We start from the raw sequence: 23,484 nt of genomic DNA on the forward strand, positions 1-23,484 counted from the left end.
TTATGTACGTTTTTCTTTCAAAAACAGCATGGCAACCAATCCGACAACTAACAGAATGGCTGACACATAAAAACTGGATGCCAGGCTGCCCGTTATATCGCGCGCCGCACCGGCAATAATCGGAGCAAGAATGGAGGAACTCATGCCGATAAAATTAAATAAGCCAAACGCGGTGCTGTAATTATTTTCATCGACGCTATCGGCAACCAGTGCAACCAGCACGGGATCTAACGCCAGTTTGCCGACAAGGCCGTAAACACACAGGGCGACAATCACGCCGGTCATATTTGGCATCCAGACAATGGACAGCATGCTGAGGATCGCCACCGGCACGAGGAACATAATTAACGGTTTACGCTTACCTAATTTGTCAGACAGGCTGGAGAATAACAGCGCGCCGGGTATTGAAATCCAGGCCACCAGCGAAGAGATAAACCCGGTTTCGCTACCGGCAATACCGCGCTCATTTTGCAGATAATAGGGAAGCCAGGTCAGAATAACGAAGAAACCAAACAGGCTACAGAACACCATAATATAGGTCAGAACGAGGTTGCGGTTTTTCAGGAGATCGCTGAATTTCCCTTTTTTTACCGGCTGACCATTGGTATCTACGGTGCGTTTCTTTTCTTTCACAAACAGCCAGATCGCTACCCCCACCAGCACCGAAGGGATCGCCATCACGTAGAACGGCATCCGCCATGAATGCCCCTGATCGTACACCAGCCAGCTTGAGGTCATCAGCCCCAGCGCGATACCAAAAGCCATGCCGCTATTGATAATTGCACTGCCCAGCGAGCGATACTTTTTAGGGATTTGCTCAGAAGAAAGGCCGTACTGAGGACCGTAATAGGTCCCTTCTCCCGCACCGGTTACCACGCGGGCAAACAGCAACGTGTACCAGCTTTTTGCCCAACCGGTCACCGCGGTGAAAACGCCAAAGAGAATAAACCCTGGCACCAGCACTTTTTTCTTACCGATTTTGTCACCCAGTATTCCCGCCGGAACCTGTAATAACGCATAAGAAAAATAAAATACAGAATTAAGAATGCCTAATTGTGTTCCACTTAAGCCAAACTCTTTCTCCAGTTCGCCCATCACCGGGTTCAATACCGTCCGGTCGGCATACATAAAAATCCATCCCAGCCAGAACAGGAAAATGGTAACCCACCAGGCCGGTATTCCTTTTTTCTTCGTGACCTCAGTCACTTCACATGATTCAGACATAAGTAATCTCCCGGTAATATTTACCGTTGAACACCTCAGGTTATCTGACGATTGATGAGGCTTGATGTTTTAACTATACCCACCATATCGGGCCGTGAGGTCATTTCGTTTGAGCAAAGTCACACAAAATCCATTGTTATAAATTCCTGGGAACTGACCGCAGCATTATTAAAAAAAGTCTAACAATCATTTTTTAAATATTTTAAACAAAGTAATTAAAAACAATCCGAATTAACGCGTTATTTTTATCAGTCAATAAGCTGTCGAATAAGTCACATTATAAAAAGCCAGGAACGTTATTTTGACCACGAGATATTTTGCACATTGAGGTCATAATGAAAAAGAAACTGGTCATTGCGCTGGGCGGTAATGCGTTATTACAGCGCGGAGAAGTATTGAGCGCGGAAAACCAACAGCGAAGCATTCAGGTTTTTGCACAAATGGTGACAATGCTGGCCCGCGATTACCAACTGGTGATTGTGCATGGCAATGGGCCTCAGGTGGGATTGCTGGCGTTACAGAACGCGGCATACACGGAAGCGCCCGCCTGGCCGCTGGATATTCTGGTGGCCGAAAGCCAGGGAATGATTGGCGTCGCTATCGCCCAGGCGCTGACACAAAACGCAGGGGCCGCGCCGGTGACAACCCTGATGACACGTGTGGAAGTGGATCCACAGGATGAGGCATTTTGCGCACCGGGCAAGTACATCGGGCCGGTGTATCAACCCGATCAGCAGACTGAACTGGAACAACGTTATGGCTGGACAATGAAGGCAGACGGGCAGTACATCCGTCGGGTCGTTCCCTCACCGAGGCCGCAAGCTATCCTCGACAGCGATGCCATCCAGATGTTGATGGAAGCGGGACATACGGTGATTTGCTGTGGTGGCGGCGGTGTTCCGGTGGTGGCTCAGGGCGACGGCTACCAGGGAACCGAAGCGGTGATCGATAAAGATCTGACAGCGGCAGTGCTGGCGAATGCCATCAACGCCGATCACCTGCTGATCCTGACCGATGCCGATGCCGTTTATGAACACTGGGGAACGCCGCAGGCGCGCGCATTGCGACATGTCACGACAGAAGAGCTGGCACCGTTTGCTGCACCAGACGGCGCGATGGGTCCAAAGGCGGCGGCAGTGATCCAGTTTGTTAAGCAAACCGGAAGTTCGGCGTTTATTGGCGCCCTGAAAGATGCGCCGCAGATATTAATGGGCGAGAAAGGCACCTGCGTGACACAGTAAACGCCCTGCCGTTTGTCATTGCCGGATGGCGACGCTCAAGCGTCTTATCCGGCCTACAACATCCTCCGGCAACAAAGCAAAAAAAAGGCTTCCCGAAGGAAGCCATTTTTACAATCAGCTGACGACATTACAGAACGTCGATCGCGTTCAGTTCTTTGAAAGCCTGTTCCAGACGGGTGATCATCGTTGCCTGACCAGCACGCAGCCATACGCGCGGATCGTAGTATTTCTTGTTCGGCTGATCTTCACCTTTCGGGTTGCCCAACTGACCCTGCAGATACGCTTCGTTCGCTTTGTAGTAGTTCAGAACACCTTCCCAGGTCGCCCATTGGGTATCGGTATCAATGTTCATTTTCACTACGCCGTAGCTTACGGAGTCTTTGATTTCCTGAGCGGTAGAACCGGAACCACCGTGGAAGACGAAGTTCAGGCTGTTGTGCGGCAGGTTGTGTTTCTTAGAAACATAGTCCTGAGAGTCGCGCAGGATGGTCGGGGTCAGAACCACGTTACCCGGCTTGTAAACGCCGTGTACGTTACCGAAGGAAGCCGCGATGGTGAAACGCGGGCTGATTTTGCTCAGCTCGGTGTACGCGTAATCAACGTCTTCCGGCTGGGTGTACAGAGCAGAAGCGTCCATGTGGCTGTTATCCACACCATCTTCTTCACCACCGGTGCAACCCAGTTCGATTTCCAGGGTCATGCCCATTTTGGACATGCGCGCCAGGTATTTGGAGCAGATTTCAATGTTCTCTTCCAGTGACTCTTCAGACAGGTCGATCATGTGAGAAGAGAACAGTGGTTTACCGGTTGCCGCGAAGTGTTTTTCACCCGCGTCCAGCAGACCGTCGATCCACGGCAGCAGTTTCTTCGCGCAGTGGTCAGTGTGCAGGATAACCGGAACACCGTAGTGCTCAGCCATCTGATGTACGTGGTGCGCACCAGAGATAGCGCCCAGGATTGCCGCACCCTGAGGAACGTCAGTTTTCACGCCTTTACCCGCGATGAACGCAGCGCCACCGTTAGAGAACTGCACGATGACCGGCGCTTTAACTTTTGCAGCGGTTTCCAGAACGGCGTTGATAGAGTCGGTACCCACGCAGTTAACGGCTGGCAGAGCGAAGTTGTTTTCTTTTGCTACCTGGAAAACTTTCTGTACGTCATCACCGGTGATAACGCCAGGTTTTACGAAATCAAAAATTTTAGACATGTTACGAGTCCTGTATCTTCGGCCTTGGAAAGGGGTGCGTGCTACTAAAGCGCGCTGAAAATTGGGCAGGTTTCCCTGCCCATGAATGTCTTACTTCTTAGCGCGCTCTTCGAGCATCGCTACTGCAGGCAGAACTTTACCTTCCACGAATTCGAGGAATGCGCCGCCGCCAGTGGAGATGTAGGAGATTTTGTCAGCAATACCGAACAGGTCGATAGCAGCCAGAGTGTCGCCGCCGCCTGCGATAGAGAATGCGTCGCTGTCTGCAATCGCGTTAGCCACGATTTCAGTCCCTTTACGGAAGTTCGGGAATTCAAACACGCCTACCGGACCGTTCCACAGAATGGTTTTTGCATTCTTCAGAATTTCAGCAAGTTGGTGTGCAGAAGCGTCGCCGATATCCAGGATCTGCTCGTCTTCTTTTACGTCGTTGACGGATTTCAGCGTGGCTGCAGCGCTTTCAGAGAACTCGGTCGCGACGCGAACGTCAGTCGGAACCGGGATATCGCAAGTGGTCAGCAGACGTTTGGCTTCATCAACCAGATCGGCTTCGTACAGGGATTTGCCCACATTGTGGCCCTGAGCGGCAACGAAGGTGTTCGCAATGCCGCCGCCAACGATCAGCTGGTCAGCGATTTTAGACAGGGAGTCCAGAACGGTCAGCTTGGTAGATACTTTAGAACCACCTACGATAGCAACCATCGGACGAGCCGGTTCTTTCAGCGCTTTACCCAGCGCGTCAAGTTCGGCTGCCAGCAGTGGACCGGCGCACGCGACGTCAGCAAATTTGCCGATACCGTGAGTAGAAGCCTGCGCACGGTGAGCCGTACCAAAGGCGTCCATCACGAACACGTCGCACAGTGCAGCGTATTTTTTGGACAGCGCTTCGTCGTCTTTCTTCTCGCCTTTGTTAAAGCGAACGTTTTCCAGAACCACCAGTTCACCGGCAGCCACTTCAACGCCGTCGAGGTAATCTTTTACCAGGCGAACCGGATTAGACAGTTTGTCTTTCAGGTAATTAACAACCGGCAGCAGAGAGAATTCTTCGTTGTACTCGCCTTCGGTAGGACGACCCAGGTGGGAAGTTACCATGACTTTAGCACCCTGTTTCAGGGCCAGTTCAATGGTCGGCAGAGAAGCACGGATACGCGCATCGCTGGTCACTTTCCCTTCTTTAACTGGTACGTTCAGATCCGCACGGATAAAAACACGTTTACCAGCAAGATCCAAATCGGTCATCTTGATTACAGACATGGTGAATCCTCTCGTTGATTCTTGATAAAGTTTTGCAGGCGCCTTCGCGCCCTACCTGAAACCTTTTGCAGCCATCGCTAACGTGGTGTCGAGCATTCTGTTAGCGAAGCCCCATTCATTGTCACACCAGACCAGTGTCTTAATAAGGTGCGCGCCACTGACCCGCGTTTGCGTACCATCAACAATGGCGCTATGCGGGTCATGATTAAAATCGACTGAGACCAACGGTAATTCCGTATAGTCAACTATATCATGAAATGCACCTTGTGCCGCTTTTTGCAGCAACTGGTTGACTTCATTAGCTTTTACTGGCTTCATCACCGTCACGCTTAAGTCGATTGCCGTGACGTTTATCGTCGGTACCCGCACCGCTATCGCTTCGAAACGATCGTTAAACTGCGGGAAAATACGGGTGATGCCAGCCGCCAGTTTGGTATCCACCGGAATGATCGACTGACTCGCCGCGCGCGTACGGCGCAGGTCAGGATGGTATGCATCAATAACCTGCTGATCGTGCATCGCGGAGTGAATAGTCGTCACCGTACCGGATTCGATGCCATAGGCATCATCCAATAATTTGATAATGGGAATGATACAATTCGTGGTGCAGGAAGCATTGGAGACGATGCGGTGTTCCGCGCGGAGTTGATCCTGATTGACGCCAAATACCACGGTGGCGTCGAGATCGTTACTGCCAGGATGTGAAAAGAGCACTTTCTTCGCGCCTGCGGCGATATGCGCCTCGCCGTGTTCACGGTTTCCGTAGACGCCCGTACAGTCCAGCACGATATCAACGCCCAGTTCGCGCCAGGGCAGCGCCTCAAGCGAGGACTCATGCAGAATGCGAATCGCGTCGTCGCCCACCATGAGCTGCTCGCGCTCCTGGCGAACGTCCCATGCAAAACGCCCATGGCTGGTGTCATATTTCAACAAATGCGCCATGCCAGAGGCATCCGCCAGTTCATTGATTGCCACCACGGTGATTTCCGCCCGACGTCCGGATTCATATAAAGCACGAACCACATTACGTCCGATGCGACCGAAGCCATTAATCGCTACGCGTACGGTCATAGATCTCCTGCAAGGCTATCCCGAATCAGATGTGGCTGACAGAGTAATCCAGCGCATCGTTCAGGGAAACCTTACCTGTCGCAAACTGCGACTGATTGATTATTTGTCGAACATTTAATCGACTGAAACGCTTCAGCTAGAATAAGCGAAACGGGGAATAAAAGGAATGATTGTCCAGTCGAAGAAGACAGTTATCTGACCTACATCACATTTCAGGACTCACTGTCGCGGAATTTATTCCAGAATCGCGAATAAGCGTAGCAAGATCTTTTCGTTGCCGTGTCGAAAATCCTGATTTATATCAGAGAGCACATTCGTCAGCGTCTATATGATCGGCGTTACGTCCGAGTCTCGGAGACCCGCAAATGATGACCACACCGATTCCCCCTTCATCAGAAGCGCGTTTTTACGCCCTTCGCCTGCAACCCGGCCAGGAAATCTTTTCCCAACTTCATGAATTTATTCAGCAACACTCGCTGCGCGCCGGCTGGATCGCCGGGTGCACTGGCAGCCTGACGAATGTCGCTCTGCGCTATGCCGGACAAGAAGCAACCACATGGCTGACGGGAACATGGGAGGTCATTGCGCTGAATGGCACGCTGGAGTTGACCGGCGAGCATCTGCATCTGAGCGTCTCGGATCCGCAAGGCGCGATGCTTGGAGGGCACATGATGCCAGGTTGTACCGTGCGTACAACGCTTGAACTGGTGATTGGCGAACTCACAGGACTGGCGTTTAGCCGTCAGCCATGCCCCCTTTCCGGTTATGACGAACTGCATATCTCACCCCGTGTTTTAACGACTCAATAAGAGGTTACTTATGGCGCGTCGCCCGTTTTCCAGCCAGTCTTTAGTGCTCATTGTCATTGCCATCGCGATCAATATGGTTGGCGGTCAGCTTATTAGCATGCTTAAACTCCCCATTTTTCTCGACTCTATTGGCACGTTGATCAGCGCCGTTCTGCTTGGCCCGGTCATCGGCATGTTGACTGGCCTGCTGACTAATTTACTTTGGGGGCTGTTAACCGACCCGATCGCCGCGGCCTTTGCGCCTGTGGCGATGGTCATCGGCCTCGTCGCCGGGTGGCTGGCGCGGGCCGGTTGGTTTCGCACGTTGCCAAAAGTGGTCGTCAGCGGCGTGGTCATTACCCTGGCCGTCACGCTGGTCGCGGTGCCAATACGCACCACACTCTTTGGTGGCGTAACCGGCAGCGGTGCCGATTTATTTGTCGCCTGGATGCACTCTGTTGGTCAGAATCTGGTGGAGTCTGTTGCTATTACCGTACTGGGCGCAAATTTAGTCGATAAAATTCTGACCGCTATTATCGTCTGGACCCTTTTGCGCCAGCTGCCGTTACGTACAACACGCCACTTCCCAACAATGTCAGCCGTGCGTTAAATGCACCCGTTTACCTCGTTGACATTGTGGGCGCTGGCTGCCTGCTCCACCTTGCTTCTTCCCGCGCAGACCGTTCTGCCGGTATACAGCGCAGCCACCTTTCTCAGTCTGTTGGTGTGGAAGTCGACACGGCGACGGGCAAAATACGTAGCCTGGCTAATGTGCTCTTTGGGGGTGGGACTGTGGCTGGTACATGGTGGCTGGCTGACGGAATGGATCAGCGGTCGTCCCCGGGATCCGCAGCGCTGGGCAGACGCCGTTACGCTGTGGCTGCGCATTATGGCCATTGTTTCGACGTCTCAACTCTGGATGCAGTACGTGCCGGTTCAACGCGTTATTCGGGCGCTGTTCGCATCACGTCTGCCTCCGGGCATCGCTTATCTGCTCGCCGGTCCGTTGCTGGTCGTTGAACAACTCAAACGGCAACTGGCGATTATTTATGAGGCGCAGCGGGCTCGCGGCGTCCCGCTGGATGAAGCGTGGCATCAGCGCTTACGCGCAATGCCTGCCCTGATCGTTCCCCTCACCCATAATGCACTCAACGATTTGGCCGTACGCGGCGCGGCGCTGGATATGCGGGGATTTCGCCTGCATCGCACGCGAACGACGCTGTGGGCGCCGAAAGACAGCACCTTCCAGCGCCTGGCACGTTACGGCATGTTGGTATTGATACTGGCAGAGACAGGAGTCTGGATATGGTTACGCTAGAACAGTTTCGCTATCTTCCTGTCCATGCCACACGCCCACCGTCATGCTTTACGTTCCACCATTCAGCGCCCGGAATGGTGGCAATATTAGGGGATAACGGCAGCGGGAAAAGCACGCTGGCACAGCTTATGGCCGGCTGGTATCCGGACTTCCTGCCTGGCGAAATTCAGGGCAAAGGAACGCTACTGGGTAATCCTGTCGGTAAATTGCCGCTGGTGGAGCAGGCTTCCACCATCCAGTTGGTGCAACAATCGCCTTATCTGCAGCTTTCAGGTTGTACTTTCAGCGTTGAAGAAGAGGTTGCTTTTGGCCCGGAAAATCTCTGTCTGGACGAGGCGGAGATTATGCGCCGGATTGATGATGCGCTGGCCCTGACAGCGTGTGAGCCGCTGCGCCATCGCCATCCCGGGACGCTCTCCGGTGGAGAAACTCAGCGCGTAGTGATTGCCAGTGCGCTCGCGATGATGCCGAAATTACTCATACTGGATGAAGCGTTCAGCCGCCTGACATTGCAGGCCACCGATATGCTACTGGCGCGGTTGCAACAATGGGCGCTGGCGCAACATTCTCTTATCGTGCTTTTCGAACGTCATCACTTCTCATTTCTTACTCGCTGCCAACGGGCATGGCAACTGCGTGACGGAGCGCTAATACCATTATGCTGACGTTAAATCAGATGACTTATCGCTGGCCGAATGCAACCGATGACTGCTTGCGTGACATTTCGCTGGAACTCAGAGAGGGGGAATGGCTGGCGTTAACGGGCGATAATGGCGCCGGGAAATCCACACTCCTGCGAATTATGGCCGGATTGCTTTCCCCCTGTTCCGGCGAGGTCATCTTTCAGCAAACGCCCCTTGCGCAGCTCAAAAACCGTCAGCGCGCCCGACACTTTGGGGTCCTGTTTCAGGAAGCGGAAAATCAGATCTTTCACAGTAACGTTGCCGATGAAGTGGCTTTTGGTTTAACGCTACAGCAATTGCCAGCCGACGACATTAACCGCCGCACTCAGGCCGCGTTACGGCTGTGCCATCTACAGGACGTTGCCGACGCGCATCCGCTGGATCTCCATACCGCGCAACGACGCATGGTTGCCGTCGCCAGTCTGGAAGCGATGGCTCCGACCGTTTTGCTACTTGATGAACCCAGCCGGGATTTCGACCACCACTGGCAAGCCGTGTTTGAAAACTGGCTTGCCGTCTGCCGCGAACGAGGAACCTGCGTTGTCGCCATAAGCCATGACGCTGCTTTTATCCAACGTCACTTCTCGCGGGTTGTTCGACTTCATCATAAAACGCTCACGCAATCCGATACGCTCCTGACGCCGTCATCTCCAGAGTAAGATCGGCTGACCGACTGTTCTCCAGAACCCGATGAACATTCGGCCCATCCGTACGCAGATAAAACGCTTCGGCATCGGCTGGCGATAATCCTCCAGCCAGTTTGCGCCCTACCAGCCGTGCATGCAGGGCTTCCGCTGGCGCACGAATGAACAGAGAAAAATCGCAGAACGCCGCCAGCGCCCGCCATCTTTCGTCATCCCGTAGCAGCCAGTTGCCTTCCACAATGACAATCGGCGCGCTCACCACAATCGCGTCTTCAACCGGATCGTGCTTTTGCCGGTCATACTGTGGCCAGGTCCCTTCGCCTTCTCTAATCTGGCGCAGATTCTGCGCCAGTTTATCAACGTCAAACGTCTCAGGTGCCCCTTTGTAAGCACGCAGGTTGTGGGCATTCAGCCAGTCGTTGTAATGATGAAAACCATCCATCGGCAGCGTCTGGATCTCCGGCAGAGAGGGATCCTGACGAGAGAGAGATTCCCAGAACGTGGTCAGTGTGGATTTCCCGGTACCGGGCGGCGCACTCAGAAAAACAATCGTGCGTTGTCTGGCATTCATGGAATGGACGTTTGCCAGTCGTCGTAATAACGGTTTATGAACGTTCTCTATTTCATCATCATGATAATGGGCTTCAACCCGCAACCCGTTGACCATCAGTCCGATTTTCACGGTGTTAATTCCTTCAAAATTGTCGTCACCGCCAGCGTCATTGCCGTCTTGACCATTCCGGTAAAACGCACCTCAGACCACGCCGCAAAGTCGGCAAATTTCATCGACTCCAGCGCGCTATATAAGGTCGTATTTCGGGTGATACTGTTGACGTTGCTGATAAAATCCCAGGTGATGTCATCGGCAAATTGCGGGCTCTCATCCCGTTCGCTGACATACTGATAAAACTGGGAAAAATGCGTAATGTCGGCATAAAGCCATTTGTCCATTTTTCCCAGCGCGTAAATCAGGCGTAGCGCAACGTCAATATCATCAAGCGGCCCACTCTGGGCAAGTAACGGCTTTACGGCATATTCCACAATCTCTTCATCGTTATCGACAAATAGCGACGGCAGAAAGCGCTTAATGCCCTGTAGCAAAATGTTATGTGCCGTCGTCATAAACGAAAGTAAGTCATGTTGAGCATCCAGTTGCTCCAGCACATCGTCTTCTGTCAGCGTCGTCATTCGTTTCTCGATAAATCACCATGAATGCAGAGAGTCTATTATATTACACGTTCGATCCGCGCCACCGATCAGTAAAGTTTGCGTGCGCACCCCTTTCGCGACCTGCTGGATCCCATTCACAAGATCGCCGCCGGTCACTCCGGTCGCGCTAAAGAGGACGTTATTTCCCGCCACCAGCTCATTAAGCGTATAGACCCGATTGACCTCGACGCCCATTTCCGCGCATCGCTGACGCTCCTGGGCGGCAATCAGACGATGCGCTGCGCTGTCGCCTTTCGCTTCACAAAAATCGATCAGCTCGGCCTGCATATCGCCCCCCAACGCTTTCACCGCGCAGGCAGAAATCACGCCTTCTGGCGCACCGCCAATGGTATACATCAGGTCATAGGGATTATCCTGCAGACAGGCCAGAACGCTGGCCGCCACATCACCATCAGGCAGGGCAAAGACTTTCACCCCTAACTGCGTGGCGTCGGCAATCGCTGGCTGAAGTCGCGGTTTATCAAGCGTAGCCATGCGCAGTCGCTCCAGGGGTTTGCCCAGCGCTTTCGCCACATGACGCAGATTGTCCGCTAGCGGTCGCGCCAGATTAATCACCCCTTTCGCCTGTCGGTTAACAACCAGTTTTTTCATGTACATATCAGGGGCATGTAACAAACTTCCCCGCGGCGCAAACGCCATGACCGCCAGCGCATTGCTCTGCCCCATCGCGACCATTCGGGTACCTTCAATGGGATCGACGGCGATATCAACCTCCGGTCCGCTGCCGCTGCCGACCTCTTCGCCAATCCACAACATGGGGGCGTTATCGATCTCGCCCTCGCCAATGACAATGCGCCCGCGAATGGCAATATCATTCAGGGCCGAGCGCATCGCGCTAACCGCCAGGCCATCGATTTTGTTCTTATCACCACAGCCGGTTTGCGGCCAGGCAGCCAGCGCTGCCTGCTCCGTGATGCGAAATAGCGGCCATGCCAGAGACTTCATGCTGCCGCCTCCCCAATATCCACGCCAAACTGCGCCAGCAGGTATCTTTCCGCCTTCTCGTTCCAGATACCGTGCGTCTGTGCCACTAACCGCGCCAGTTCCCGGAACAACGGATCGGTTTTGCCTTTCTCGGCGAAATCAGCAATGGCCGTCAGCGGCATCGTCACACCGTTATAGATAAGCTTCTTGCCGCCCGGAATATCCGGCAAGTTCAGTACGGTATCTGGCACCGCATCGAGACCGCCAATATGGGTCACCATAAACGACGGCTGAAGCTGGCCCGTTGCGCTCAGTGCAATCGCCTCTTTCATATCATCAGTAGAACCGCCGGAGGTTCCGACCACATGTGTACTGTTGTAATGCACGTTGTAAAAATTAAAGGGCACTTTAAAGCGACTCTCCGTCGGACCGGCGAAGAAGTTCAGGCAACCGTCTTCTGCCAGAATATCGTCAGCCATCTCCACAACGGCCGGCACGGCGGCATAGACAAAAACGTCATCAAACCCGGTTCCGCCCGTTAGTTCACGCAGTTGCGTCGCAGGGTCAGCCATACCAGACGAATTCACATAAATGAGTTCGATTCCCTTACCCGCGGCCCGTTCGACCGGAAGCAGCTTTTTAGCCTGCTCCAGACGCGTTTCATCGATATCCACGACCACCACGCGCGACGGTTTGAGCCCACCGTTAATGGCATAATCAATCGCCCCAATCCCCATTGGCCCGGCGCAGGCTAAAAGAGCAATATTGCCACCGGGCTTAATTCCCATTCGATGCTCATAAACATAAGGCGTTGTATGATAATTCGCCTTATAGGCACCAATAATGCAGCACATCGGTTCCGCCAGCGACGCGGCCGCAAAATAAGAACCGTGGTACGGCAATACGCAACCCAGATTTACCGCGACCTCAGGAATAATCATATACGTGGCATTACCACCGAAATATTCGTAGCTGTATCCCGCAGAATAACCGCTCGGCAATCCCATTGCGGGTTGTAAAACAAAACGCTGCCCTTTCTTATATTTCCCGGTCAGGTTTTTTCCTACTTCAACAATGATCCCGGCGCATTCGTGACCGGTAATCACCGGGTGATTTTCCAGGTCATCAGGAACTCGCTTATGTTCACTGCCTAATGTCGCGGCCTTCCAGGTGGATAAACATACGCTGTCAGAAATCACGCTGACTAACAGTTCATTTTCCGTAATTTCAGGTAATTCAAACTCACGGATACGGACATCCTGTTTGCCATATATTGCAGCAACTTTCGTTTTCATATTTACTCCAGGAACCAGAAATGCTAATTCGACGTTAAGTGATTAAATAAATCGTCAAGGAGCGGGTCGCCAATATAGTTTTTTATCAACACTAAGGGCTTATTACTGACTCGCTTAACGCGCCCCTCAAGGCTGGCGTGCGTCACGATAATATCGGCATCATCAGGGACATTTTCGATGGCGTAATGTTTGACATCGATAGACAACCCGGCTTTTTCCAGACGCTTACGAAACGTCGTTGCCCCCATCGCGCTGGACCCCATGCCGGCATCACACACAAAGGCGATACGTTTGACATTGCGATATGAAAAGTTGCCTTCCTGCTTCATGGCTTTGACGGCATTAGCGGACTCGCTGAAGGCATCTTTGCTTTCAACTTCGCTATTTTTCTCCATTTTGAGAATGAAGGAAGTAATGACAAAGGTCACCACCGTTCCCGCCGTGACGCCCGCAATCGTGGCAAGGAAAGCGCCTTTTGGCGTCAATGCCAGGTAAGCGAAAATCGATCCAGGACTGGGACCCGCCACCAGGCCGCCACCTAACAGATTGAAGACCCATGTTCCGCTCATTCCCCCGGCAATCATGCCGATCAGGGTCAGGGGCTTCATCAGCACATACGGGAAGTAGAGTTCGTGGATACCGCCGAGAAAATGGATAATCATGGCGCCAGGTGCAGATTTCTTCGCCATCCCTTTACCAAAGAAGGCAAACGCCAGCAGTAAACCTAAACCGGGGCCAGGGTTCGACGCCACCATGAAGAAGATGGATTTTCCCGTTTCCGAGGCCTGCTGCATTCCCAGCGGATAATAAACGCCCTGGTCGATCGCATTATTCAGAAAGAGAATTTTCGCGGGTTCGTTAATCAATGAGAGCAGTGGCAGATAACCGGCATGCACCAGTGACTCAATACACTCTTTCACAAAATTATTGGCAATGAGTACCGCCGGGCCAATGACTTCAAACCCCAGCAGGCACAATAACATCCCGGCAATGCCTAAAGAGAAGTTATTAATCACCATCTCAAAACCCGCAGGAATACGCTGGTCCAGCAGGCGATCGATGTATTTAATCACCAGACCACCCAGCGGCCCCATGATCATTGAACCGAGGAACATCGGGATATCCGCGCCAATAATCACGCCGATGGTACCGATTCCCCCCATCACTGCCCCACGCTTCCCGCCCACCAGATGTCCGCCGGTGGAACCAATCATCACGGGTAGCAAATAGGTAATCATCGGGCCGACTATTTTGGCGAAATGCTCATTGGGCATCCACCCGGTCGGAATAAATAATGCAGTAATAAAACCCCAGGCAATAAAAGCACCGATATTAGGGATGACCATTGCAGTCAAAAATCCCCCAAAAGCCTGGACCTTTGCACGAGCAGACTTGTGTTCCATGATAATATCCTGTCGAGGAGAAAATGATTATGCGCGAGCGATAATATCCGCCAGCTGTTTTTCTGATTTAGCAGCGAATAATGCTGCCAGATTTTCCTCTTCACATAATAGTTCGCTTAACGCCTGGATAGCGCCGATATGTGAATCGGCATTCGCCGCTGATAACCCAATGAGTAATTTTATGGGTTCATCATCTTCGGCAAACTGTACTTCTTGTTTAAGTAGCGTTAATGACATACCTGTTTTTAACGCACCACATTCCGGGCGAGCATGAGGCATAGCCACACCGGGAGCCAGAATATAATAAGGACCATTGTTTATCGTCGAATCTTTTATAGCCTGAATATAGTTTGCATTGACATAATGATTCGCCAACAGCGATGACATGGAAAAATCAATGGCTTCCTGCCAGTTCTTTGCCGCCGATTTTATTGAGATAGAGGCGTCAGGAAAATAGTCAATCAACCGCATAAATTATCCTTATTTTATTTTTAGGGTACAACTTATCGCTAAAAACAAAATACGCGTGCGGCAAAACGAAATCAATCGAGGGAAAAACAGGGGCAGACAAAAGAGGCAATAATGCAAATCATTAGAAAACAGAACGTTATAAATTAAAATTAAAATAGCAAGGGCAATTACGTGATGTGCATTGCAAATATACAATCACACTAAATATCATTTTTGTGAATCAGATCTACAATAAGCACTTGCCTGAGAGAAAATAATTAGCTTTTGAGATGATAACGGGCCGCCGAAGCGACCCGTTAGAGGCTGTTGTAATGATTACAGCAGTGCTTTTGCTTTCGCGACAACGTTATCGACGGTGAAGCCAAACTCTTCGAACAGCAGCTCTGCCGGAGCAGATTCACCGAAGGTGGTCATGCCAACGATCGCGCCGTTCAGGCCCACGTATTTGAACCAGTAGTCAGCGATACCGGCTTCCACTGCTACGCGAGCGGTAACCGCTTTCGGCAGAACGGATTCACGGTAAGCGGCATCCTGCTTGTCGAACGCGTCGGTAGACGGCATGGAGACCACGCGCGCTTTCACGCCTTCGGCGGTCAGTTTGTCCCATGCGGCAACCGCCAGTTCAACTTCAGAACCGGTCGCGATGAAGATAAGCTCTGGCTGGCCTGCGCAATCTTTCAGTACGTAGCCACCGCGAGCGATGTTTGCCAGTTGCTCTGCAGTACGTTCCTGCTGCGCCAGGTTCTGACGGGAGAGGATCAGCGCGGTCGGACCGTCCTGACGCTCAACGCCGTACTTCCACGCCACCGCGGATTCCACCTGGTCACACGGACGCCACGTGCTCATGTTCGGCGTTACGCGCAGTGAAGCTACCTGCTCTACCGGCTGGTGAGTCGGGCCATCTTCACCCAGGCCGATGGAGTCGTGGGTGTAGACCATCACCTGACGCTGTTTCATCAGCGCAGCCATACGCACCGCGTTACGGGCATATTCCACGAACATCAGGAAGGTGGAGGTGTACGGCAGGAAACCGCCGTGCAGCGAGATACCGTTGGCAATCGCGGTCATACCGAATTCACGGACACCGTAATGGATGTAGTTACCAGCGGTATCTTCGTTAATGGCCTTCGAACCAGACCAGATAGTCAGGTTAGACGGCGCGAGGTCAGCGGAGCCGCCGAGGAACTCAGGAAGCAGCGGGCCGAAGGCTTCGATTGCATTCTGAGAGGCTTTACGGCTGGCGATTTTCGCCGGGTTGGCCTGCAGCTTAGCGATGAATTCGTTCGCTTTCGCGTCGAAATCAGACGGCATTTCGCCTTTCATACGACGGGTGAATTCAGCCGCTTCCTGTGGGAAGGCTTTCGCATAGGCCGCGAATTTTTCGTTCCACGCGGATTCTTTCGCCTGGCCTGCTTCTTTCGCATCCCACTGAGCATAGATTTCAGACGGGATTTCGAACGGCGCGTATTTCCAGCCCAGCTGTTCGCGGGTCAGTGCGATTTCTGCGTCGCCCAGCGGCGCACCGTGGGAATCGTGGGTACCGGCTTTGTTCGGGGAACCGAAACCAATGATGGTTTTGCACATCAGCAGGGACGGTTTGTCGGTAACGGCGCGAGCTTCTTCAACCGCGCGTTTGATAGCGTCCGCATCGTGTCCATCAACGCCACGAACGACGTGCCAGCCGTAGGCTTCGAAACGCTTCGCGGTGTCATCAGTGAACCAGCCTTCAACGTGACCATCGATAGAGATACCGTTGTCATCGTAGAACGCCACCAGTTTACCCAGTTTCAGCGTACCAGCCAGAGAACATACCTCGTGAGAGATACCTTCCATCATGCAGCCGTCGCCCATGAACGCATAGGTGTAGTGGTCAACGATGTCATGGCCCGGACGGTTGAACTGTGCCGCCAGTGTTTTTTCAGCGATAGCCATACCGACTGCGTTAGCAATCCCCTGCCCCAGCGGACCCGTGGTGGTTTCCACACCGGCGGTGTAACCCACTTCCGGGTGACCCGGGGTTTTGGAATGCAGCTGGCGGAAGTTCTGCAGCTCAGACATCGGCAGATCGTAACCGGTGAGGTGCAGCAGGCTGTAAATCAACATGGAGCCGTGACCGTTGGACAGAACGAAGCGGTCACGATCGGCCCAGGACGGGTTGCCTGGATTGTGGTTCAGGAAATCACGCCACAGGACTTCGGCAATGTCAGCCATACCCATCGGGGCACCCGGGTGACCGGATTTGGCTTTCTGTACTGCGTCCATGCTCAGCGCACGAATAGCATTGGCAAGCTCTTTACGTGAGGACATTTTGACTCCAGATCGGATGATGAAGGCCATACCCGCAACGACTTGACGACAGCGCGTTTTGGGCTACGCCGGAAAAAAGTGCCAACAATGTAACCCAAGCCGCCTGTCATGTACATGGAGCATCCTTTTGCCGCTTCAGAAATCTCCGGATCACACTCGCATGTTGCGCAATCTGCTCGCCCGCTTGTTGTTCTTTTCTTTATACTTAGCGTGAGCGCTAATTCATCTGCAAATAGCGCATTTTTAGAACAATCCTCATTTCGTGTGGAAGAAAAAACATGAAGATTCGCGCGTTACTGCTTGTTATGGGCATGGCGACGGTGCTGACCGGCTGCCAGAATATGAACTCCAACGGACTGCTCTCTTCGGGGGCTGAGGCTTTTCAGGCCTACAGTCTGAGCGACGCGCAGGTTATCGCGTTAAGCAACCAGGCCTGTACGGAAATGGATGGTAAAGCAACCATCGCGCCTGCCGGCAGCGAGTACGCGAAGCGCCTGAGTAAAATCGCCACGGCGCTCGGTGATAACATCAATGGACAAGCGGTAAACTATAAGGTCTACATGGCGAAAGACGTGAACGCCTTCGCGATGGCGAATGGCTGTATTCGCGTGTATAGCGGCCTGATGGACATGATGACGGATAACGAAGTCGAAGCGGTGATTGGCCATGAAATGGGGCACGTTGCGCTCGGACACGTGAAGAAAGGTATGCAGGTAGCGCTGGGCACCAACGCCGTTCGCGCCGCCGCGGCTTCTGCAGGCGGGATTGTCGGCAGCCTGTCGCAGTCACAGCTCGGCGATCTGGGGGAAAAACTGGTGAACTCGCAGTTCTCCCAGCGTCAGGAGTCGGAAGCAGACGACTACTCGTACGATCTGTTGCGCAAGCGCGGTATCAACCCGGCGGGTCTTGCCACCAGCTTCGAAAAACTGGCGAAACTGGAAGAAGGTCGTCAGAGTTCCATGTTTGACGATCACCCGGCCTCCGCAGAACGTGCGCAGCATATTCGCGATCGCATGAAAGCGGACGGGATTAAGTAACCATTGAGCAGTGCCGGATGGCGGCGTAAACGCCTTATCCGGCCTACAGAACAACAAATTCAGTCCGATTATCGGGCGTTATTGGCGAAGCCAGTTTGGGCCCGGACAGCGCACAGCCACCGGAGCGTACACGTAGTACGTGAGGATGGCGAGCACTGTCCGGGTTCAAAATGGCGAGTAAAATAGCCCGAAATCCGTTACTCGCCTTTCTTCGCCGCCTGAATATACAGCATCTCCAGTGCCAGCGTTGCCGCCGCCAGGGCGGTGATTTCGGACTGGTCGTAAGCCGGAGCCACTTCCACCACGTCCATCCCCACGATGTTCAGATCTTTCAGACCGCGGACCAGCTTGATGGCGCGATCGGAGGTCAGGCCGCCAATCACCGGCGTACCGGTCCCCGGCGCGAATGCCGGATCCAGACAGTCGATATCAAAGGTCAGATAAACCGGCATGTCGCCAACAATCTGCTTCACCTGAGCGATGATGTCATCAACACCGCGATCGTTCACCTGGCAGGCGTCCAGCACGGTAAAGCCGTTGTCTTTGTCAAATTCCGTACGAATACCGATCTGCACAGAGTGATGCGGGTCGATCAGACCTTCGTTCGGCGCGGTGTAGAACATCGTGCCGTGGTCAAACTCACAGCCGTTCGCATAGGTATCGGTGTGGGCATCGAAATGCACCAGCGCCATTTTGCCAAAGTGTTTTGCGTGCGCACGCAACAGCGGCAGCGTCACAAAGTGGTCACCGCCAAAAGAGAGCATACGTTTACCGGCGGCCAGCAGTTTCTCTGCATGTGCCTGCAGTTTTTCGCTCATTTCACGCGCGTCGCCAAAGGCGTAAACCAGATCGCCGCAGTCCACAACGTTCAGACGCTCACGCATGTCGAAGTTCCACGGGAAGCGGTTGTGTTCCCAGGCCAGATTCGTTGACACCTGACGGATTGCCGCGGGGCCGTGACGTCCACCTGCGCGGCCGGACGTTGCCATGTCAAACGGCACGCCAGTGATCACCCAGTCAGCATCGCTGTCATACGGCTGGAAATTCAGCGGCAGACGCAGGAAGCCAAAGGCGTTAGAAACCAGGGAGTTATCGTACTGATGACCTAAGGTGCTCATGGCAAAAACCTCATATTCGTCGATATAAAAAAACCCTCCCGCGTCGTTAGGCCCGACGAGAAAGGGTTTGATTCGTAAACACAGTAATTCGCTAAATTATCGCTGCTTAATTGCCCAGGTTCAAGTCACCCGGGCATCAGCCATTATTCGTCTTCGAGATACGTGTAGCCGTACAGACCTGCCTCGAACTCTTCGAGGAACTGCTGCTGTAACGCGTCATCCAGATCGGTTTGTTTCACCTGATCGCGGAAATGCGTCAGCAGCGTTTTCGGATCCAACTGCACGTATTGCAGCATGTCCGCCACGGTATCCCCTTCATCCGACAGCTCAACTTCCACGCTGCCGTCCGGGAAGACAAACACGTCAACCGCTTCGGTATCACCGAACAGGTTGTGCATATTACCGAGGATTTCCTGATACGCACCGACCATGAAGAAACCGAGCATCGGCGGATTATCCGGATCGTACTCCGGCATCGGCATGGTTGTCGCAATACCGTCACCGTCGATGTAGTGATCGATGGCGCCATCGGAATCACAGGTGATGTCCAGTAGCACCGCACGGCGTTCAGGCACCTGATCCAGTCCTTCCAGCGGCAAGACCGGGAACAGTTGATCGATACCCCACGCATCCGGCATCGACTGGAACAGCGAGAAGTTGACGTACATTTTGTCCGCCATACGCTCCTGCAGTTCGTCGATGATCGGACGGTGCGCGCGGTTTTGCGGATCCAGTTGTTTCTGGACTTCGTGGCACATGCTTAAGTAAAGCTGTTCCGCCCACGCACGCTCCTGCAGGCTGAAGGTGCCGGAAGAGTAGCCGATGTGGATATCGTGCAGATCCATCTGGCTGTCGTGCAGCCATTCACGCAGCGAGCGACGGGTGCCCGGCTCGTGCATCTCCTGCCAGGTTTCCCACATGCTTTGCAGCGCGCGCGGCGCATCGTCAGCCGGGGCGACAGGCACGGTATATTCGTTACGTTCAACGCCGATGATGTTGGACACCAGCACCGTGTGGTGCGCGGTAACCGCACGACCAGACTCAGTGATTACCGTCGGATGCGGCAGGCCATTTTCCTCACAGGCATCGCCAATCGCCCAGATAATGTTGTTGGCGTACTCATTCAGGCCGTAGTTCACCGAGCAATCAGACTGTGAACGGGTCCCTTCGTAGTCCACGCCCAGACCGCCACCGACGTCGAAACACTGAATATCGACGCCCAGCTTGTGCAGCTCAACATAGAAACGGGCGGACTCACGCACGCCGGTAGCGATGTCGCGGATATTCGCCATCTGCGAACCGAGGTGGAAATGCAGCAGTTGCAGGCTATCGAGACGCCCGGCTTCGCGCAGGGTTTCCACCAGTTGTAGTACCTGCGTTGCCGCCAGACCGAATTTGGATTTTTCGCCGCCGGAGGACTGCCATTTGCCGGAGCCCTGCGATGCCAGACGCGCACGCACGCCCAGACGCGGAATAACGTTCAGACGTTCGGCTTCATCCAGCACAATCGCAATTTCAGACATCTTTTCGATGACCAGATAGACCTTGTGGCCCATCTTCTCGCCGATCAGCGCCAGACGAATGTATTCACGGTCTTTATAGCCGTTACACACGATCACGGAACGGGTCATCCCGGCATGCGCCAGAACCGCCATCAGTTCAGCTTTAGAGCCGGCTTCCAGCCCCAGCGGTTCGCCAGAGTGGATGAGAGATTCGATCACACGACGATGCTGGTTAACCTTGATCGGGTAGACCAGAAAATAGTCACCGTTATAGCCGTACGACTCACGCGCGCGTTTGAACGCGGCGTTAATAGAGCGCAGGCGGTGTTGCAGGATCTGCGGGAAGCAGAACAGCGCTGGCAGGCGTTGCCCCTGCGCTTCGCGCGCTTTCACCAGCTTAGCGAGATCGACGCGCGCGTGCGGTACGTCCGGGTCCGGGCACACGCTAATGTGACCCAACTCATTGACGTCATAGTAGTTATTGCCCCACCAGGCAATATTGTAAGTACGCAGCATCTTGCTGGCTTCCTGGGAGCTCATTGCAACCTCCTGCATGGAGCGTAGTACACCCTGTTCGCCTGCTGACGAAGGCGAACCCAAAGACATGTCGTCAGACATAGCGAACCTCAAATTTTAGTAACAAGTGTAAAACAGTTGACTACTATCGCAATCCGAAGAGGCGATAACAACCCATAAACAGTCGGATTTCCCAGCAGAAAGTGCTGGCAGTCCGCCTGCGCGACCGGTTTCTTTTTCATATCATTGTAAAACACGTAACCGAACTTACGTATGACGGTTCGGCGAAACCACGAGAAAACTCTTGTTTACACAAGAGCGCCCTTGTTCAGTCCTTAGCGCCAGTTACCGGCTCTGGAGTCCTGAGAAGCGCCGAGATGGGTATAACATCGGCAGGTATGCAAAGCAGAGATGCAGATTGCGGGAGACATACGCACACCAGAACGGTGCAACAGATTCAGCAGAATACAACGGTTCATTATCTCTTATCACCTCCACGGCCGCTCCATCAGGAACGAACCCACAAGCCAAAGCTACGTTTTAACCCGGCTGGAAGTGGCGACACGAAGAAAACGTCGTGTGCTTTTTGTCTATCCAAAATAATTCGAGTTGCAGGAAGGCGACAACGCAGTGAGTCCCCGGGAGCTTACATGAGTAAGTGACTGGGGCGAACGAGGAAGCCAACGCACATGCAACTTGAAGTATGACGGATATGAGCCGCGCGCCGCGTTTTATACCGACAACACGGTAAAAAAGCAAAACATAAATGCGCACATTGCCAGCAGTATCTGTAAAAATTTCCACCAGGGTTTTCAACACAGTGAGACCTGATTCAAAAAATAGTGGAAATCGGGTGAAGAAGTGACCTAAAATAGCCATCCAGATGTTAATCCATCCATACTGATTAACACTCAGACTGCCAGTGTCACTAACCTGCAGGCCTTGGTAGAATCTTCTGCTTTGGCTTTTCCGCACAACAGTTTGAGCTAACCAAATTCTCCTTAGGTGAAACAAAAAATGGCAAAACACCTTTTTACGTCCGAGTCCGTATCAGAAGGGCATCCTGACAAAATCGCTGACCAAATCTCTGATGCTGTGCTGGATGCTATCCTGGAACAGGATCCGAAAGCGCGCGTCGCATGTGAAACCTACGTGAAAACCGGCATGGTTTTAGTCGGCGGTGAAATCACCACCAGCGCATGGGTCGATATCGAAGAGATCACGCGTAACACCGTGCGCGAAATTGGCTATGTGCATTCCGACATGGGCTTTGATGCCAACTCGTGTGCCGTCCTGAGCGCCATTGGTAAGCAGTCCCCGGATATCAACCAGGGCGTTGACCGTGCCGATCCGCTGGAACAGGGTGCGGGCGACCAGGGCCTGATGTTTGGCTATGCCACCAACGAAACCGACGTGCTGATGCCTGCGCCGATCACCTACGCGCACCGTCTGGTGCAGCGTCAGGCTGAAGTACGTAAGAACGGTACTCTGCCGTGGCTGCGCCCGGATGCGAAAAGCCAGGTTACCTTCCAGTACGACGACGGCAAAATTGTCGGCATCGATGCCGTCGTGCTCTCCACCCAGCATGCGGAAGATATCGATCAGGCGTCGCTGAAAGAAGCGGTAATGGAAGAAATCATCAAGCCAGTTCTGCCGACCGAATGGCTGAACTCTGCCACCAAATTCTTCATCAACCCAACCGGCCGTTTTGTTATCGGCGGCCCAATGGGTGACTGCGGTCTGACCGGTCGTAAGATTATCGTTGATACCTACGGCGGCATGGCGCGTCACGGTGGCGGCGCATTCTCCGGTAAAGATCCGTCGAAAGTTGACCGTTCTGCGGCTTACGCCGGGCGTTATGTCGCGAAAAACATCGTTGCCGCAGGCCTGGCTGACCGTTGTGAAATTCAGGTTTCCTACGCGATCGGCGTGGCTGAACCGACTTCCATCATGGTGGAAACCTTCGGTACCGAGAAAGTGCCTACTGAGCAACTGACGCTGCTGGTTCGCGAGTTCTTCGACCTGCGTCCGTACGGTCTGATTCAGATGCTGGATCTGCTGCACCCGATCTACAAAGAGACTGCTGCTTACGGTCACTTTGGTCGCGAACATTTCCCGTGGGAAAAAACCGACAAAGCGCAGGTACTGCGCGAGGCTGCCGGTCTGAAATAAGCGACCGACATCCGTGACTTAAGGCCAGCTTCGCGCTGGCCTTTTGCATTTCTGCGCGAGGCATCTGTCGGGTGGCGGC

General features: G+C 53.3%; 24 protein-coding genes. 8 read left to right on the plus strand and 16 right to left on the minus strand.

All coding sequences use genetic code 11. From position 1 onward, the window contains the following. A complete protein-coding gene (locus tag OGY35_RS04710) occupies positions 1–1,224 on the minus strand; it encodes an MFS transporter (protein ID WP_286631550.1) in 1,224 nt (407 codons plus the stop codon). 335 nt (positions 1,225–1,559) lie between these two features. Between OGY35_RS04710 and OGY35_RS04715 the strand changes: the two genes are divergently transcribed. Further along, positions 1,560–2,465 carry a carbamate kinase gene (locus OGY35_RS04715; protein ID WP_286631551.1) on the plus strand — a complete coding sequence of 302 codons (906 nt, stop codon included), beginning with the start codon at positions 1,560–1,562 and terminating at the stop codon, positions 2,463–2,465. Positions 2,466–2,592: 127 nt separating this feature from the next. Here the strand turns inward: OGY35_RS04715 and fbaA are convergent, their stop codons facing one another. The 3 genes from fbaA to epd all read right to left on the minus strand — a co-directional run bounded on the left by fbaA (position 2,593) and on the right by epd (position 5,997). Continuing rightward, a complete protein-coding gene (gene fbaA / locus OGY35_RS04720) occupies positions 2,593–3,672 on the minus strand; it encodes a class II fructose-bisphosphate aldolase (RefSeq protein ID WP_152405968.1) in 1,080 nt (359 codons plus the stop codon). Positions 3,673–3,762: 90 nt separating this feature from the next. Next, positions 3,763–4,926: a phosphoglycerate kinase gene (gene pgk / locus OGY35_RS04725; protein ID WP_152405969.1), complete on the minus strand. Its 1,164-nt coding sequence runs from the start codon at positions 4,924–4,926 to the stop codon at positions 3,763–3,765. A gap of 51 nt (positions 4,927–4,977) precedes the next feature. Next, positions 4,978–5,997, minus strand: a complete 1,020-nt coding sequence (epd, locus tag OGY35_RS04730; RefSeq protein WP_286631552.1) for an erythrose-4-phosphate dehydrogenase — start codon at positions 5,995–5,997, stop codon at positions 4,978–4,980. 365 nt (positions 5,998–6,362) lie between these two features. On the opposite strand from epd, the gene OGY35_RS04735 reads away from it, so the two are divergent. From OGY35_RS04735 to OGY35_RS04755, 5 genes are read left to right on the plus strand one after another with little or no spacing between them, the layout of a single operon-like run. Beyond that, on the plus strand, positions 6,363–6,806 hold the full coding sequence (locus tag OGY35_RS04735) for a PPC domain-containing DNA-binding protein (protein ID WP_286631553.1): 444 nt from the start codon (positions 6,363–6,365) through the stop codon (positions 6,804–6,806). A 10-nt stretch (positions 6,807–6,816) separates the two neighbouring features. After that, positions 6,817–7,395 (plus strand): ECF transporter S component, encoded by a 579-nt coding sequence (locus OGY35_RS04740; protein WP_152405972.1) that lies wholly within the window; start codon positions 6,817–6,819, stop codon positions 7,393–7,395. After that, positions 7,396–8,103 (plus strand): energy-coupling factor transporter transmembrane component T family protein, encoded by a 708-nt coding sequence (locus OGY35_RS04745; protein WP_286631554.1) that lies wholly within the window; start codon positions 7,396–7,398, stop codon positions 8,101–8,103. Further along, positions 8,091–8,768, plus strand: a complete 678-nt coding sequence (locus OGY35_RS04750) for an energy-coupling factor ABC transporter ATP-binding protein (protein ID WP_286631555.1) — start codon at positions 8,091–8,093, stop codon at positions 8,766–8,768. Before OGY35_RS04745 ends, OGY35_RS04750 begins: the two co-directional genes overlap by 13 nt. After that, on the plus strand, positions 8,762–9,445 hold the full coding sequence (locus OGY35_RS04755) for an ABC transporter ATP-binding protein (RefSeq protein ID WP_286631556.1): 684 nt from the start codon (positions 8,762–8,764) through the stop codon (positions 9,443–9,445). Before OGY35_RS04750 ends, OGY35_RS04755 begins: the two co-directional genes overlap by 7 nt. Here OGY35_RS04755 and OGY35_RS04760 read toward each other — a convergent pair. The 7 genes from OGY35_RS04760 to tkt all read right to left on the minus strand — a co-directional run bounded on the left by OGY35_RS04760 (position 9,402) and on the right by tkt (position 17,060). Beyond that, positions 9,402–10,112, minus strand: a complete 711-nt coding sequence (locus tag OGY35_RS04760) for a nucleoside/nucleotide kinase family protein (RefSeq protein WP_286631557.1) — start codon at positions 10,110–10,112, stop codon at positions 9,402–9,404. The genes OGY35_RS04755 and OGY35_RS04760 overlap by 44 nt on opposite strands. Beyond that, on the minus strand, positions 10,109–10,618 hold the full coding sequence (locus OGY35_RS04765; protein ID WP_152405977.1) for an MltR family transcriptional regulator: 510 nt from the start codon (positions 10,616–10,618) through the stop codon (positions 10,109–10,111). The genes OGY35_RS04760 and OGY35_RS04765 overlap by 4 nt, the downstream gene beginning before the upstream one ends. 15 nt (positions 10,619–10,633) lie before the next feature. Then, positions 10,634–11,605, minus strand: a complete 972-nt coding sequence (gene glpX / locus OGY35_RS04770; RefSeq protein ID WP_286631558.1) for a class II fructose-bisphosphatase — start codon at positions 11,603–11,605, stop codon at positions 10,634–10,636. Beyond that, a complete protein-coding gene (locus OGY35_RS04775; protein WP_286631559.1) occupies positions 11,602–12,879 on the minus strand; it encodes a zinc-binding dehydrogenase in 1,278 nt (425 codons plus the stop codon). The genes glpX and OGY35_RS04775 overlap by 4 nt, the downstream gene beginning before the upstream one ends. Before the next feature lie 23 nt (positions 12,880–12,902). Then, the gene (locus tag OGY35_RS04780; RefSeq protein ID WP_152405980.1) at positions 12,903–14,282 is read right to left on the minus strand and encodes a PTS mannitol transporter subunit IIBC; all 1,380 of its coding nucleotides are present in this window, start codon (positions 14,280–14,282) and stop codon (positions 12,903–12,905) included. 27 nt (positions 14,283–14,309) lie between these two features. Next, positions 14,310–14,753: a PTS mannitol transporter subunit IIA gene (gene cmtB / locus OGY35_RS04785; RefSeq protein WP_152405981.1), complete on the minus strand. Its 444-nt coding sequence runs from the start codon at positions 14,751–14,753 to the stop codon at positions 14,310–14,312. A 315-nt stretch (positions 14,754–15,068) separates the two neighbouring features. Next, positions 15,069–17,060, minus strand: a complete 1,992-nt coding sequence (gene tkt / locus OGY35_RS04790) for a transketolase (protein ID WP_152405982.1) — start codon at positions 17,058–17,060, stop codon at positions 15,069–15,071. Between the two features lie 278 nt (positions 17,061–17,338). On the opposite strand from tkt, the gene loiP reads away from it, so the two are divergent. After that, on the plus strand, positions 17,339–18,097 hold the full coding sequence (gene loiP, locus OGY35_RS04795) for a metalloprotease LoiP (RefSeq protein WP_178824039.1): 759 nt from the start codon (positions 17,339–17,341) through the stop codon (positions 18,095–18,097). A 197-nt stretch (positions 18,098–18,294) separates the two neighbouring features. On the opposite strand, the gene speB is transcribed toward loiP, so the two are convergent. From speB to OGY35_RS04820, 5 genes are all read right to left on the minus strand, one after another. Further along, positions 18,295–19,215, minus strand: a complete 921-nt coding sequence (gene speB / locus OGY35_RS04800; protein WP_152405984.1) for an agmatinase — start codon at positions 19,213–19,215, stop codon at positions 18,295–18,297. 143 nt (positions 19,216–19,358) lie between these two features. Beyond that, a complete protein-coding gene (speA, locus tag OGY35_RS04805; protein WP_152405985.1) occupies positions 19,359–21,335 on the minus strand; it encodes a biosynthetic arginine decarboxylase in 1,977 nt (658 codons plus the stop codon). Between the two features lie 8 nt (positions 21,336–21,343). Beyond that, a complete protein-coding gene (gene yqgB / locus OGY35_RS04810; protein WP_152405986.1) occupies positions 21,344–21,475 on the minus strand; it encodes an acid stress response protein YqgB in 132 nt (43 codons plus the stop codon). Positions 21,476–21,568: 93 nt separating this feature from the next. Beyond that, positions 21,569–21,712, minus strand: a complete 144-nt coding sequence (gene yqgG / locus OGY35_RS04815) for a small protein YqgG (protein WP_286631560.1) — start codon at positions 21,710–21,712, stop codon at positions 21,569–21,571. A 61-nt stretch (positions 21,713–21,773) separates the two neighbouring features. Further along, positions 21,774–22,112 carry a hypothetical protein gene (locus OGY35_RS04820; protein ID WP_286631561.1) on the minus strand — a complete coding sequence of 113 codons (339 nt, stop codon included), beginning with the start codon at positions 22,110–22,112 and terminating at the stop codon, positions 21,774–21,776. Between the two features lie 138 nt (positions 22,113–22,250). Here OGY35_RS04820 and metK point away from each other — a divergent pair, with 138 nt between their 5' ends. Next, complete coding sequence (gene metK, locus OGY35_RS04825; RefSeq protein WP_152405987.1) at positions 22,251–23,405, plus strand: methionine adenosyltransferase; 1,155 nt, start codon at positions 22,251–22,253, stop codon at positions 23,403–23,405. Positions 23,406–23,484 lie beyond the last annotated feature (79 nt).

The organism is Citrobacter sp. Ct235 (assembly GCF_030332305.1).
Taxonomy (GTDB): Bacteria; Pseudomonadota; Gammaproteobacteria; order Enterobacterales; family Enterobacteriaceae; genus Citrobacter_A; species Citrobacter_A telavivensis.